Source organism: Bacillus sp. SN1, assembly GCF_002796895.1.
In the GTDB taxonomy this organism is placed as follows: domain Bacteria; phylum Bacillota; class Bacilli; order Bacillales; family Bacillaceae; genus Bacillus; species Bacillus inaquosorum.
Genome location: NZ_PHIE01000001.1, coordinates 424,430 through 437,579, shown reverse-complemented (window position 1 = coordinate 437,579; position 13,150 = coordinate 424,430). Strand labels below are relative to the sequence as shown.

General features: G+C 40.6%; 15 protein-coding genes. 7 read left to right on the top strand and 8 right to left on the bottom strand.

Annotated features, from left to right (window positions below; genetic code table 11):
• Window positions 1-63 precede the first annotated feature (63 nt).
• The 4 genes from CVV77_RS02525 to CVV77_RS02510 all read right to left on the bottom strand — a co-directional run bounded on the left by CVV77_RS02525 (window position 64) and on the right by CVV77_RS02510 (window position 2,896).
• Entirely contained in the window at window positions 64-639 is a 576-nt protein-coding gene (locus CVV77_RS02525) for a TetR/AcrR family transcriptional regulator (protein WP_100274558.1), read from the bottom strand.
• Window positions 640-643: 4 nt separating this feature from the next.
• Window positions 644-1,345 carry an MBL fold metallo-hydrolase gene (locus tag CVV77_RS02520; RefSeq protein ID WP_100274557.1) on the bottom strand — a complete coding sequence of 234 codons (702 nt, stop codon included), beginning with the start codon at window positions 1,343-1,345 and terminating at the stop codon, window positions 644-646.
• Window positions 1,346-1,421: 76 nt separating this feature from the next.
• A complete protein-coding gene (locus CVV77_RS02515) occupies window positions 1,422-1,904 on the bottom strand; it encodes a GyrI-like domain-containing protein (RefSeq protein ID WP_100274556.1) in 483 nt (160 codons plus the stop codon).
• A 53-nt stretch (window positions 1,905-1,957) separates the two neighbouring features.
• Entirely contained in the window at window positions 1,958-2,896 is a 939-nt protein-coding gene (locus CVV77_RS02510; RefSeq protein ID WP_100274555.1) for a helix-turn-helix transcriptional regulator, read from the bottom strand.
• Window positions 2,897-3,104: 208 nt separating this feature from the next.
• On the opposite strand from CVV77_RS02510, the gene csk22 reads away from it, so the two are divergent.
• The gene (gene csk22 / locus CVV77_RS02505; RefSeq protein WP_100274554.1) at window positions 3,105-3,650 is read left to right on the top strand and encodes a mother cell-specific sporulation protein Csk22; all 546 of its coding nucleotides are present in this window, start codon (window positions 3,105-3,107) and stop codon (window positions 3,648-3,650) included.
• A gap of 25 nt (window positions 3,651-3,675) precedes the next feature.
• Here csk22 and czrA read toward each other — a convergent pair whose 3' ends face one another.
• A complete protein-coding gene (gene czrA, locus CVV77_RS02500; protein ID WP_019258638.1) occupies window positions 3,676-3,999 on the bottom strand; it encodes a Zn(II)-responsive metalloregulatory transcriptional repressor CzrA in 324 nt (107 codons plus the stop codon).
• Window positions 4,000-4,191: 192 nt separating this feature from the next.
• Here czrA and CVV77_RS02495 point away from each other — a divergent pair, with 192 nt between their 5' ends.
• The gene (locus CVV77_RS02495; RefSeq protein ID WP_019258639.1) at window positions 4,192-4,869 is read left to right on the top strand and encodes a lysozyme family protein; all 678 of its coding nucleotides are present in this window, start codon (window positions 4,192-4,194) and stop codon (window positions 4,867-4,869) included.
• Window positions 4,870-4,961: 92 nt separating this feature from the next.
• Here CVV77_RS02495 and CVV77_RS02490 read toward each other — a convergent pair whose 3' ends face one another.
• Window positions 4,962-5,498, bottom strand: coding sequence for a DUF420 domain-containing protein (locus CVV77_RS02490; RefSeq protein ID WP_100274553.1), 537 nt, complete (start codon window positions 5,496-5,498; stop codon window positions 4,962-4,964).
• A gap of 137 nt (window positions 5,499-5,635) precedes the next feature.
• Window positions 5,636-6,418 carry a VLRF1 family aeRF1-type release factor gene (locus CVV77_RS02485; protein ID WP_088110767.1) on the bottom strand — a complete coding sequence of 261 codons (783 nt, stop codon included), beginning with the start codon at window positions 6,416-6,418 and terminating at the stop codon, window positions 5,636-5,638.
• Window positions 6,419-6,587: 169 nt separating this feature from the next.
• Between CVV77_RS02485 and CVV77_RS02480 the strand changes: the two genes are divergently transcribed.
• The 5 genes from CVV77_RS02480 (at window position 6,588) to desR (ending at window position 11,202) form a co-directional block, all read left to right on the top strand.
• Window positions 6,588-7,085 (top strand): N-acetyltransferase, encoded by a 498-nt coding sequence (locus CVV77_RS02480; protein WP_003241676.1) that lies wholly within the window; start codon window positions 6,588-6,590, stop codon window positions 7,083-7,085.
• Window positions 7,086-7,149: 64 nt separating this feature from the next.
• Window positions 7,150-8,127, top strand: a complete 978-nt coding sequence (locus CVV77_RS02475; protein WP_100274552.1) for a S66 family peptidase — start codon at window positions 7,150-7,152, stop codon at window positions 8,125-8,127.
• 164 nt (window positions 8,128-8,291) lie between these two features.
• On the top strand, window positions 8,292-9,350 hold the full coding sequence (desA, locus tag CVV77_RS02470; protein WP_003241672.1) for a Delta(5) desaturase DesA: 1,059 nt from the start codon (window positions 8,292-8,294) through the stop codon (window positions 9,348-9,350).
• A 121-nt stretch (window positions 9,351-9,471) separates the two neighbouring features.
• Window positions 9,472-10,584, top strand: a complete 1,113-nt coding sequence (desK, locus tag CVV77_RS02465; protein ID WP_100274551.1) for a two-component sensor histidine kinase DesK — start codon at window positions 9,472-9,474, stop codon at window positions 10,582-10,584.
• 18 nt (window positions 10,585-10,602) lie between these two features.
• Entirely contained in the window at window positions 10,603-11,202 is a 600-nt protein-coding gene (desR, locus tag CVV77_RS02460; protein ID WP_019258645.1) for a two-component system response regulator DesR, read from the top strand.
• Between the two features lie 950 nt (window positions 11,203-12,152).
• Here the strand turns inward: desR and CVV77_RS02455 are convergent.
• Window positions 12,153-13,016 carry a LysM peptidoglycan-binding and 3D domain-containing protein gene (locus tag CVV77_RS02455; protein ID WP_003241667.1) on the bottom strand — a complete coding sequence of 288 codons (864 nt, stop codon included), beginning with the start codon at window positions 13,014-13,016 and terminating at the stop codon, window positions 12,153-12,155.
• Between the last annotated feature and the right edge of the window lie 134 nt (window positions 13,017-13,150).

Sequence of the window (13,150 nt, the reverse complement as noted above, 5' to 3'; positions counted from 1 at the left end):
CCCCTATGTATACTACCATGACATTATACAATATTCAGAAATATAAGACATCTATTTATTAGTTTACATAATATTTTTATTGTTAATAGATAATCCTGACAAAAACATCCGAATTGAAAATGACAGACTTTCTGAAATATCCTCTTCACGTTCAAATGCTTCTTTTGCGATTAAAGCAGTAAAGCCATGAAGCAAACTTCTGAGCCCCCTTGTCGCGTGAATGGCAGTCTTTTCGCATGCATATCTATTTTCAATGAGCAGATTCGTCACAAGCTGGACAATTTGGTCTGACACGATTTCCGCCCTTTTGTCCTGAACCTTAAGCAAAGCCGCCTCATAATATCCGGGATTTCCAACTGCAAAATCAACATATGCATGAGCTAAATAAAGCAGAGCGGCATCTCCCTTTTGTTCGGTTACAGAGGCTGCCATTTGATCAAAAAGCTTTGTCAGCCCGTTGACAGCAAGCTCTGTTCTGATTGCTTGCAGCCCGTTGACATGATTATACAGCGATGGAGGGCGAACATTCATTTTTTTAGACAGTGCGGCAAGCGTGACACTATTCAAGCCTTCCTGATCGGCAATCTCCGCTGCCGCGTCTACAATCATTTTTTGGTTCAATCCTATTCTGGGTGACATGCTATCATCCTTTCTTTGCTTTTTGTATCGCCTTTCGCATCCGCTCTGAGGGTAATCTCAGAAAATTCCCATGTCCGACAGCGAGACAGGAAGGCGCCTTGTCGGCGAGCAATTGTGCGCTTTTGATGGCCTCCTCCTTATTCCATGTGGCGAAGGCAGGAAAAGGAAACGTCCATTTTACCTGGCCTGATACAGCAATTCCTCCGCGTAATTGAAATGCATCTCCTGCTATTATAATGCCGTTTCTTGTATCAAGAAATGACATGCTGCCCGGTGTATGGCCCGGTGTTGGAATTGCAAGCAGAGAACCAATTGTTTCACCGCCCGTCAGCAGCTGGTGAGGCTTTGTTTGCACGTGTTTCGGAATACCCCCTTTTATAGGTGTCTGCGGCTCATCATGACGCAAGGATGTATCACCTTGCAGCAGAAAAGAATCCCGTTCTGAGATCATCACCTTTGCATGAGGAAACGCTTGTGTCAATGTATCCAGTGATCCGACATGATCCCCATGTGCATGGGTCAATAAAATATGCTGAAGCGGTTTTCCCAGCTGATTTACAGCTTGAATAATTCCTTTATAGCTGCTTGGAATTGCAGCATCAACAAGGGTGACTTCGTTTTCTTCCTCTACTAAATAGCAATTGACCGGAAACAAAACTGGAAAAAAAGTCAGCTGCCAAACCGTTTGATTCTGGGTAACTCTCATCTTTTTATTCCCCCTAACAAAAAACTAATGGCATTAGTTTCATTATAACTAACACCATTAGTTTTTCAAGAGTTTATTAATTTTTTATGGCGACATAAATATTAACTTTCGCCCGTTGAGGTACTGCTGCACTTTGGTCATACATCTCAAAGTCACCTGTATATGTACGCAGATGACGCTTATCCCAAGTCCAAATTTCCTTCCATGTTTCAAGCACAATCTCTTCAATAGGGCCGATTCTGGAAGTGAAAACGGCATAAGCGGAAGCCGGCAAATCAATGTTTTCATACGGTTCCGGAAGAGTCCCGCTGTCCTCCTGAAACGCTCCGACTGAAAATGTGTAAAACCCATTCGTCTCCTGTTCGTAATTGGAATATAAGGCGATAATGCTTTGATCTTTTTCAGCCTGTGAGAAAAGAACGCTCATATCCTGCTGCCAGAATTGGTCCCATAGGGCCGGGATCCGCCTTTTTTCTGTCATTTCCAATGCGTTGCTTGTCCGCTGTGATAGTCCGGCAAACCGTTTCTGTTTTAAGTGTGTTTTATGTGAAAAACTCATATGTTCCCTCCTTTTTACCTAGATTATAAAAAAAGAAACCTGACAGCAGTGTGTCAGGTTTCATATACTTTTTGCATTTGATGAATGGTATCTTTTACTTTATCCCGTATATGAAGGGGTTCTAAAACCTCAATATCCTTCCCGAACTGCAGCAAAAAACCGATCAGCCATTGATCTTCAGGAAGAGAAATCACTGCCCGGCAGTTTTCATGTTCATCACAATGAAGAACTTCAGATCCGAACCATTCACATATGCGCTGACGTGCTGGCTGCTGAACAAGAATAACCAGTTCAGTTAAACGGTCCTTTTCGTACCAATTCCTATCCCACGGCAAGATATCCAGCTGAATGTCTTTTCTGATAAAGGAATTTTGTAAAATGGCCATATCTTTCATCCGGTTAAGTTTAAAAAAGCGAAAATCGTTTCTAACCAGACAATAGGCGTATAAATACCAGTGCCCCGCCTTGCAAACCAATGTGTAGGGTTCTGTTTCACGAAGAAGTGTTTCCCCGCTTGCGTTCGTATATGTAAATGATATCGTTGACAATCGGTCGATGGCGGCACTGATTTTCTCACGAAGTGCCTTTTGATCCTCAGTATGGCCCCAAGCCGTCATGTCGATAAACCATTTTTCTGTTTGATGCTTAAATGCTTCAGCAGATTGCTCCGGTACGAGGTGCTTAATTTTTTGATAAGCTGTGCTGTGAGAAGCAGGTTCACACATGGAAGAGACACTCTGCAAAGCGGACGCAATCGCAAACAGCTCCTCCTCTTTCAGCCACTCTCTCTCAAGCCGATACGTTTCCATAATACCAATTCCGCCCCCGGAGCCCTGTGAAGTCACAATCGGAATACCAGCTCTATTAATCGTATCAATATCACGGTAAATTGTTCTGACGGATACTTCAAACAGCTCAGCAAGTTCAGCAGCCTGCACTTGTTTTTTGCTGATTAATAACACAACAATCGCTAACAAACGTTCCAGTTTCATTCTGTGCACCTTTTCTTCTTTTCATTTCCAACAAATTCAATCATAACATTTTTATAAAGCTTGGGCATATCTATTATGCGGCCCAAAGACACTTCGCATATGTTATGAAAACAGGGGTTTCCCCTTCTTTTTTATGTTCAGTATTTGATTTCAACTACTATTTCGAACCGGATAAGCATACACTTCTCAACGGAGGGGATTTCACATCATGCATTTTACACTTCAGAGCGTTTATCCTGCCATGATTATTATCTTTTTTCTGTATAAAAAAATTAAAAGGTCCATCGGATATCAGCCGCTGAAGCCTCACTGGCTGTTCACCCGTATGATTCTTTTCTCGCTGTTTGCTTTTGGTCTTTCGGTCTTCAGTATCACTCACCCTTTTTTATATGGATCTCTCATTTTGGGCATTCTTGGCGGATGGCTCCTTGTCTTTTTCGCTAAGAAAAACATCTCCTTTGAAAAACGCAGAGGAAAAATCTATTTTCGGACTCATATTTGGGTAGAAATGATTCTCTTAACTTTATTTCTATCAAGATTTCTGTATCGAGTGACAGAGCTTTATCTTACCTCGCCTAATCTTAACAGCCTTGTATCTTACAGTCAGTCAATCGGAACTGATCCTCTGACAATTGGCGTCTTTTTTCTGATAGCCGTTTATTATATCGGGTTTTCTTCTTTTGTCATCAAATTCAGCAGAAACGAACTCGATCAGAACGGACACGATAAAGAAAAAGACATCCTTGCCCGCTAGCAGCGATTAAGCAAGGATGTCTTTTTTAATCGTGTTGTGTATGATGGATCATTTGCTGAAGAACATCTAAAACGTGTTCATCCTCCGGAGAGTAATAAATAGATGTTCCTTCTCTGCGCGATTTTACAAGCCGGAGATTTTTTAAGAATCTAAGCTGGTGGGAAACTGTGGATTGCAGTAAATTCAGCTTTTCTGCAATTCCGTTTACAGCATGTTCACCCTGGGATAATAAATGGAGAATTCTGATTCTGGTAGGATCAGAAAGCGCTTTGAATGTTTGCGCGACGAGAAACAGCGTCTCCTCGTCCAGATCAGCAGCCGTCCGTTCCGTTTCTCTAAATTCAGTCATAAGTATCACCTTTCTTTATTCATAGTTTTATCTTATAACAAATGTGCTTGAGTGCAAACCAGCTTGCTCGTGTTCCAATTCAATCTCATAGTTTAAATTTATGTTTCAAATCAGGTTTTTACTTGGTCTGATATACCGTTCTGTGTCATAATAAAAAGGTCATACTGCTCCAAACATTGAGGGTGAAACACAGTGAAGAAAAAGAGAAAAGGCTGTTTCGCTGCTGCGGGTTTTATGATGATTTTTGTCTTTGTCATCGCCTCTTTTTTATTGGTCTTGCTTTTTTTCAACCGGGATTTAATCAAAAAACTTCCGATCGATACAAAAACGATTGTTTTGGAACGTTTAACCGATTATAAACCGTTGGTGGAAGACGAGCTTGAAAACAAAGGACTCTCTAATTATACATCACTCATACTTGGCATGATGTATCAGGAGTCAAAAGGAAAAGGCAATGATCCCATGCAGTCCTCTGAATCTCTGGGGTTAAAACGCAATGAGATAACAGACCCTCAACTCAGTGTTAAACAAGGCATCAAGCAATTTACCCTCATGTACAAGACCGGTAAGGAAAAAGGTGTAGATTTGGATACAATCATTCAAAGCTACAACATGGGGGCAGGTTATATTGATTTTGTAGCTGAACATGGAGGAACGCATACTGAGGAATTGGCAAAACAATACTCCGAGCAGCAAGTCAAAAAAAATCCCGAGCTGTATACTTGCGGGGGAAATGCAAATAATTTCCGCTATCCGTATTGCTACGGTGATTACACGTATGCAGAAAAAGTAAAAGAAAAAACAAAAACTGTTGAAGAATCTTTGCAGGTTGCAACACTTGAAACCATGGAATCAAAGGCTCATGAATAGGAGTCTATCAATTTACTGACAGAAGCCCAAAAACTGATTTGGGCTTTTGTCATGTTTACAAGCTCAAAAAAAAGCCATACTCAGTATGGCTTTTAATAATACGGTGATATCATCAGATATACAATAACGCCTGTAAGACTTACATACAGCCATAGAGGCATTGTCCATCTGGCAATTTTTTTATGGCGCTTCACCTGCATGCTGAAGCCTCTGATCAGCGTAAACAGCGCAAGCGGCACAATGATTGCAGAAAGGCAGATATGCGTAATTAAAATAAAGAAGTAAATCGGGCGCATAATACCTTCTCCGCCATAAAGCGTATTCTCCGCAATCGAATGGTAAGTAACATAGCAAATCAAAAATAGTAATGTTGTTGTGAAAGCGGCTAAAATAAAGCGTTTATGAGCTTTGATATTTTTCTGTTTAATCATAATCAGCGCGGCCAATAAGAAGATAAATGTAAAGCTGTTGAATATCGCATTCAGCATTGGCAAAATGTGAATATTCGCATGGCTGAACTGATCTAATTTAGGCATAAAAAACAGCACTGCGATTAAACCGTTAATCAGAACTGTCAGCGTAAGGACAATCCCCGTATAATTTTTCGGTTTATTTTCTGTTTGATTCATTTGATGACCTCTCCTAATTTGTACTGGCTATCCAAATCGTATGCAAATTCAAAGAAGATGTCAACGTTTTCGATTGCTTCGTCAGAAATTAGACACACTTCAAAGGCCGGCGGCTTTTAGCCCCGGCCCTGTTAGATTTATGCCTCTTTGATCAAATGCTCAACGACCTTATGTTCATTTTCATTCAGCAGGTTCTTTTGGATTTTTGAATGAATCGGTTTATTCATATGCTGATCCAAGATATCGGCCGTTTCTTTATCGCCGGCGATGACCATTCGTTCCCACCTTTTTGCGGCAGCTTTTTGATCAAGGTTGGCAGCCAGCCGCTTATACAGTCTCGTTTGATTCTCCGTTACATGTTCCCTCATTTGGTTCTCTTCAAATGGTGCCGCTTTGTTTACAGAGGAATGGCAATTCTCCCAAGACTCATTGATGATATCATACTCATAATGCTCCACCGCCTCAATTTTACCTAAAATGGTTTCAATAATTTTCACTTCATGCTGCTGAGTTAAAATAAACGCCGTACTTGGGTACGTTTGGCGCAAATCCTTCAGCTGATCCAGAACAGCTGTTTCTTCCCAGTAAAATCTTGTTTCTACAGGGATTTGAAGTTTAATTGGTTCCCATATGCCGCTGTCAGAAACAAAAAATACGAGACTGCGGGGCATGTCTTTTCCCATTTCATTGAGGTATTGGTCAATTTTCGTTCTGATTCCATCCAGACACTTCTCTTCCTCTGGATCACTTGCTGCCAAATACTCTTTCAATCTGCCGAATCCCGACTTTAAGGCAATTTTCCATTCTCCCCCCTGCTGATCTGGATCCCTCATGTCTGTATTGAGATATAGGGAGAGAATTTTATCCGGCGGTTCCAATCGGACATACTGTAATTTCTTAATCAATGAATCAATCGCCATTCCGATTCCTCCTTTTTCACAGGTTAGTTTTCTTTTTCCTCTCTTAAAAACGATCAAACCTTACTTTGCGCTAAATTCTAGTAATAATGGATTTGTTGTTTACAATGCCCTTCTCATCTAATACAATTGATAACTGTGTTTCTAAGCTGATTTTGAAAGGAGTTTGATCTTGTTTACTGCTGAAGAAAAAAATCGTCAAGAACTTGAAGAAGAACTAAATGATTTAGAATTTCAAATTTACCGCATGCAGGAGAATATGAAGGATCTATCTAAAGATGCCAAAGTGCTTGGTATTGATCAATCGAAACATGATGAGTGGATGATCGTTTCCTCGATTGATGATGGCCAAACATGCAAAATTATGCTTACCGATTGTAAAACGGCTTATAGAGGAAAAGGCTGTTTTTCACTTGTAGCGTCTTACAAGGACGATGTCATTCATATCGGCGACATAAAAGGCCCTCCGAATCACGGGTTTGGTTCCATTTGCATGAAATATTTAAAAGATATCGCCAGAGACCACAATATTCCGAAAGTCACCGGCGACATTGCCAAGCGGGACTGGAATCATGTAGACCGGCTGATTCATTTTTATGAAAAACATCAATTCAAAGTATGCGTTGATCATGATACACAATCAGGCAGCATTAAGTGGGTTGATTTGTAAAAAAAGTCTGGAAGAATGAGTCAAGTTGTGCTGTAATGGTGTAAAACCATTGATGGAGGATTCTATGTACGCCTCAAAACTGAAAAAGGGAGACGAAATCCGGATCGTGTCTCCCGCGACCAGCATGTCTATATTATCAAATGAAGCAAAAATTCAAGCAAAAACGGCGTTAGAACGCTTAGGTTATCGGGTGACTATCGCCGAACATGCAAATGAATGTAACGAATTTGATTCCTCTTCTATCGAATCAAGAGTTCATGATCTGCATGAAGCCTTTTTCGACCCAGATGTTAAAGCGATTTTAACGACACTCGGCGGCTTCAATTCAAATCAGCTGCTTCGCTATCTTGATTACGAGAAAATCAAAAAGCATCCAAAAATTCTGTGCGGCTATTCCGATATAACGGCTCTTTGCAACGCCATTTATCAAAAAACGGGTCTTGTTACTTATTCAGGTCCCCACTTTTCAACATTTGCAATGAAAAAAGGGCTCGATTATACAAAAGAGTATTTTCTTTCTTGCTGCGCTTCGGACGATCCGTTTGAGATTCACCCTTCAAGCGAGTGGAGCGATGACCGCTGGTTTTCGGATCAAGAAAACAGGCGATTTTATCCTAATAACGGCCCTATTGTAATCCAAGAGGGTTATGCAGAAGGCACTTTGATAGGCGGAAACCTTTGCACACTTAATTTGCTGCAGGGTACGGAGTATTTTCCCGAAACAGAACATACCATTTTATTGATTGAAGATGATTATATGTCAGACATCCACATGTTTGACCGCGATCTGCAATCACTCATCCATCTTCCCTCCTTCTCAAATGTTAAGGCAATTATGATCGGCAGATTTCAAAAAGCATCAAACGTATCAATAGATCTTGTGAAAGCCATGATTGGAACAAAAAAAGAATTATCCGGCCTCCCAATCATCGCAAATATAAATGCCGGACACACCTCACCAATTGCCACGTTTCCTATAGGAGGAACATGCAGGATTGAAGCTGTTTCTGGTACATCACGAATATGGATCGATAAACATTAATCAGCTTGTAAATTTCTTTTTTACAAGCTTTTTCAGCGTAAACATTTATGCAGACGCACGAGGACATGACAAATGTCATATATGATGCATGATGTGTGCTACTACAAAGGACTTCTCTCATTCGCGTATACTGAACTGAGACACACAATGAGAGGATACTTACTATGACTGAACAAACCATTGCACATAAACAAAAACAGCTTACAAAGCAAGTCGCCGCTTTTGCTAAGCCCGAAACAAAAAACAGCCTGATTCAGCTTTTGAACACGTTTATTCCTTTCTTCGGATTGTGGTTTCTGGCTTATTTCAGCCTCAACGTCTCCTATCTCCTTACGTTAGCATTAACAGTAATTGCCGCAGGATTTTTGACAAGAATTTTTATCATCTTCCATGACTGCTGCCATCAATCATTTTTCAAACAAAAGCGCTATAACCATATTCTCGGTTTTCTGACAGGTGTTCTGACTTTATTCCCCTATCTTCAATGGCAGCACAGCCATTCGATTCATCACGCGACAAGCAGCAACCTGGATAAACGCGGAACGGGTGACATCTGGATGTTAACAGTAAACGAATATAAAGCTGCATCCAGACGAACAAAGCTTGCATACAGACTTTATAGAAATCCGTTTATCATGTTTATTCTCGGACCGATTTATGTTTTTCTAATCACCAACCGTTTTAACAAAAAAGGCGCAAGACGTAAGGAGCGTGTAAACACATACCTTACGAATCTGGCCATTGCGGCGTTGGCTGCTGCTTGCTGTCTGATCTTTGGCTGGCAATCGTTTTTGCTGGTGCAAGGCCCAATTTTTCTGATCTCAGGTTCAATCGGTGTGTGGCTGTTTTATGTTCAGCATACATTTGAAGATTCTTATTTTGAAGCAGATGAAAACTGGAGTTACGTTCAGGCTGCTGTGGAAGGCAGTTCGTTTTATAAACTCCCGAAACTGCTTCAATGGCTGACAGGCAATATCGGTTACCACCACGTTCATCATTTAAGTCCAAAAGTGCCTAATTATAAGCTTGAAGTTGCTCATGAACATCACGAACCATTAAAAAATGTACCGACAATTACCTTAAAAACAAGCCTGCAATCACTTGCATTCCGCCTTTGGGATGAAGATAAAAAACAATTTGTGTCATTTCGGGATATCAAACATATACCTTTCAGCCTTCCGCCTGATTCAACAGAAAAACAGAAACTGCGGAAGAACGCCTGACAATGAAGGAGGTCTTCTCTTATACACAAGAAGGCTTCCTTTTTATTGTTCGAGGGTGCATTCTGGCTTTCGCAATGATAAAGTTACATGTAAGATGAAAAGTTGAAAATGAGGTAATATTATGATTAAAAAGCATTTTACATTTCAAAAACTAAGCGGGATTACGCCCTATATATGGACGATATTTTTCATCCTCCCCTTCTACTTTATATGGAAATCATCATCTACATTTGTTATTATTGTCGGCATCATTTTGACGCTTTTATTTTTTTTGGTATATCGATTTGCTTTTGTCTCTAAAGGCTGGGCCATTTATTTGTGGGCGTTTTTGTTAATTGGCATTTCAACTGCCTCTATTACGCTGTTCAGTTATATTTATTTTGCTTTTTTTATCGCGTATTTTATTGGAAACATAAAGGACCGCGTTCCCTTTCATATTTTATATTACGTCCATTTAATAAGCGCAGCCGTCGCAGCTAATTTCAGCCTCGTATTAAAAAAGGAATTCTTTCTGACTCAAATTCCTTTCGTCGTTATTACTCTCATCAGCGCGATTTTATTGCCCTTTAGTATAAGAATCCGCAAGGAGCGCGAACGGCTGGAAGAAAAACTCGAGGATGCAAATGAACGGATTGCCGAGTTGGTGAAATTAGAAGAGCGGCAGCGAATTGCCCGCGACCTCCACGATACACTTGGGCAAAAGCTTTCTCTAATTGGTTTAAAAAGCGACTTGGCAAGAAAATTGATATACAAAGATCCCGAACAAGCAGCACGTGAACTGAAAAGTGTACAGCAAACAGCGAGAACTTCTTTAAATGAAGTAAGAAAGATCGTATCCTCTATGAAAGGCATCCGGCTCAAGGATGAACTGATCAACATCAAACAAATTCTCGAAGCAGCTGACATTACGTTTATCTATGAAGAAGAGAAATGGCCCGAAAATATCTCATTGCTTAATGAAAACATTTTGAGCATGTGCTTAAAGGAAGCTGTCACAAATGTCGTCAAACACAGTCAGGCTAAAACTTGCCGAGTTGACATTCAGCAGCTATGGAAGGAAGTTGTCATTACAGTTTCTGACGATGGAACATTCCAAGGAGAAGAAAAATTCTATTCAAAAGGTCATGGCTTACTCGGTATGAGAGAACGGCTTGAATTTGCAAACGGGAGCCTTCACATCGATACCAAAAACGGCACCAAGCTTACCATGGCAATTCCTAATAACTCAAAATAAACAAAAAGGATGGCTTACATGATTAGTATATTTATTGCGGAAGATCAGCAAATGCTGCTGGGCGCTTTAGGATCACTTCTAAACTTAGAAGACGATATGGAAGTCGTAGGCAAAGGTACAACCGGTCAAGATGCTGTTGATTTTGTCAAAAAACATCAGCCTGATGTATGCATTATGGACATTGAAATGCCTGGAAAAACGGGGCTTGAAGCTGCTGAGGAGTTAAAGGATACAGGCTGCAAAATTATTATCTTAACCACCTTTGCCAGACCTGGCTACTTTCAGAGAGCCATTAAAGCAGGCGTTAAAGGCTATTTGTTAAAAGACAGTCCGAGCGAAGAGCTCGCAAGCGCCATTCGAAGCGTCATGAACGGAAAACGCATCTATGCACCTGAGCTGATGGAGGACATGTACAGCGAAGCTAACCCTCTTACAGATAGGGAAAAAGAAGTGCTTGAACTTGTGGCTGACGGTAAAAACACAAAAGAAATCGCTCAGGAACTCAGCATCAAAAGCGGGACGGTGCGAAATTATATCTCAATAATTCTAGAAAAGCTTGAAGTGAAAAACCGAATTGAAGCCATTACTCGGTCAAAGGAAAAAGGCTGGTTTAAATAAAAAGGATCTTGGCGATGCCAAGGTCCTTTTTGTAACCCCAGCTTTACGTGTTTCAAGGTGTTAGATTCTCTTGCGGATTGTGATCGAGTTTATATTCTGTCAGAAGCTAACAGCCACTAAAAATGGAAAAAGTACGGCAAGGATGTACAGAAAATAAATGTGTTAAATAGATTTTTGATAAGCCGTATAAAACAATATGGTCTGGTATCGTTTGCAGCTAAAGCCGCACTTTTTTTGTAAGAAACCGATGACGACTGCTGCTAATATCGGCACTTTTAAAAGGATGTATAGCCCCTTTGGCGTATAAAAAAATGGTGCGGTGACCATCGATACAATCCCAAGAACTGCAACGAAAAGCCGCCCTGTTTTGATGAGACAAGTTCATCTGCATGTTACATATACCGAGTTGTATGTGTCCAGAGTAAACATGCTAATGGTAATAGCTTAATATCGCGGTGAATACATTATGGCAATAAATCGGCAATCGGCGGAGGCTATACACTGAAAGCGCTCTCAATTCCGCCCCATATAATTGAAAGGCAAGCACTCCGAGGACGACTAAAACCGCCGAGGAGTTTAAAGAAACCCTATAAAAGAGCGCCCTTTTGTCCTTCAGCTAAATTTTTTCGCTCCTAATGCCTGCTGAACGATCGCTTGGTTAACAGCCCTATAAATTGATTAATAGCCCTATAATCGTCGGCCACTGCACACCTTCCGAATTACTGATATCAATTGAATTGAGTTTTTCAGTATGGAAAGCCGTCCGTTGAGCAACTCCGCACCCAAAGCGACGAGCTTCCGATATAGTCCTTCCTCCAATAAAACCTATTTATCACACGTGAAAACATCGGGACCACTTTTCTTTTATCAGCATATGATATAAACATCTCTAAACAGAACGAAAAAAGACACAAGCTAAAAGCTCGCGTCTTTTCTCACAATCTATATGATTAGTTTAAGATTTTTACATTTACAGTTTTGACGCCCCAATTAGATGCATCACTTTTATTTGGTACAAATACGTCGATTTTATTTCCTTTAATAGCGCCGCCAGTGTCTGCTGCTGTTGCTTCACCGTAGCCTTCAACATAGACTTTAGAACCTAGTGGAATCACATTAGGATCAACCGCGATGACTTTCGCGTTCGGGTTCTTATTTAAGTCGATGCCTGTTGCCGTAACGCCGGAAATGCCGCCGTCGTTAGCAGTGTAAGCAGTAGCAGTAACTGTTAGTTCTTTTGAAGCTTCTTGATTATTTGTATTTGATTGAACAGCCTTCTCTTCTGTGTTAACAGAAGTTTCTGCCTCAGCCTTTGTTTCTTGTTTAGGTTGCTGTTGTACAGCTTCTTGTTTTGGTTGCTCTTTTTGCACAGCCTCTTGTTTTGGTGCAGTTTGAGGTGCGCTTGTTTGCGCATTCTCAGTAACTGTGTTTGCTGCTGTTGCCTGACCTTTTACTGAAAGTGTAGATCCAGCATAGATCATATCAGAGCTTAGGTTATTCCAAACTTTCAGGTTGTTGACTGTCGTACCGAATTTTTGAGCAATCTTAGAAAGCGTATCTCCCGCTTTAATTGTATATTGCCCAGAAGTGGTTGTTTCTTCTGAAGAAATGGTCAGTTTTTCTCCTGCAAAGATTTTATCAGAAGTTAACTTGTTCCATTCTTTTAAGTCCTTTAGGTTCACTCCGTTTTTCTGAGAGATTCCCCAGAGCGTATCACCCTTTTGCACCGTGATTTCTTTTGCAGAAGCGTGAGCTCCGAATGCAGTTGTTGAAAGTGCAGCAACTGCTACAAAGGACATAATCGTCTTCTTCATAAGTAAATCCTCCCTTGTTAGCTTTTTATTGGCGGCTAACAGGTGATATCGTAACACACGTAAATGTCAAATCAATAACAAAAAGATATGATTTAGATTACAGTTCCTTTACATGAAGGATTTCTCTGTGTTGG

Excerpts from the sequence above, each read along its gene's own strand:
- CVV77_RS02525 (WP_100274558.1), bottom strand. The coding sequence starts at position 639 with ATGTCACCCAGAATAGGATTGAACCAAAAAATGATTGTAGACGCGGCA.
- CVV77_RS02520 (WP_100274557.1), bottom strand. The coding sequence starts at position 1,345 with ATGAGAGTTACCCAGAATCAAACGGTTTGGCAGCTGACTTTTTTTCCA.
- CVV77_RS02515 (WP_100274556.1), bottom strand. The coding sequence starts at position 1,904 with ATGAGTTTTTCACATAAAACACACTTAAAACAGAAACGGTTTGCCGGA.
- CVV77_RS02510 (WP_100274555.1), bottom strand. The coding sequence starts at position 2,896 with ATGAAACTGGAACGTTTGTTAGCGATTGTTGTGTTATTAATCAGCAAA.
- csk22 (WP_100274554.1), top strand. The coding sequence starts at position 3,105 with ATGCATTTTACACTTCAGAGCGTTTATCCTGCCATGATTATTATCTTT.
- czrA (WP_019258638.1), bottom strand. The coding sequence starts at position 3,999 with ATGACTGAATTTAGAGAAACGGAACGGACGGCTGCTGATCTGGACGAG.
- CVV77_RS02490 (WP_100274553.1), bottom strand. The coding sequence starts at position 5,498 with ATGAATCAAACAGAAAATAAACCGAAAAATTATACGGGGATTGTCCTT.
- CVV77_RS02485 (WP_088110767.1), bottom strand. The coding sequence starts at position 6,418 with ATGGCGATTGATTCATTGATTAAGAAATTACAGTATGTCCGATTGGAA.
- CVV77_RS02475 (WP_100274552.1), top strand. The coding sequence starts at position 7,150 with ATGTACGCCTCAAAACTGAAAAAGGGAGACGAAATCCGGATCGTGTCT.
- desA (WP_003241672.1), top strand. The coding sequence starts at position 8,292 with ATGACTGAACAAACCATTGCACATAAACAAAAACAGCTTACAAAGCAA.
- desK (WP_100274551.1), top strand. The coding sequence starts at position 9,472 with ATGATTAAAAAGCATTTTACATTTCAAAAACTAAGCGGGATTACGCCC.
- desR (WP_019258645.1), top strand. The coding sequence starts at position 10,603 with ATGATTAGTATATTTATTGCGGAAGATCAGCAAATGCTGCTGGGCGCT.
- CVV77_RS02455 (WP_003241667.1), bottom strand. The coding sequence starts at position 13,016 with ATGAAGAAGACGATTATGTCCTTTGTAGCAGTTGCTGCACTTTCAACA.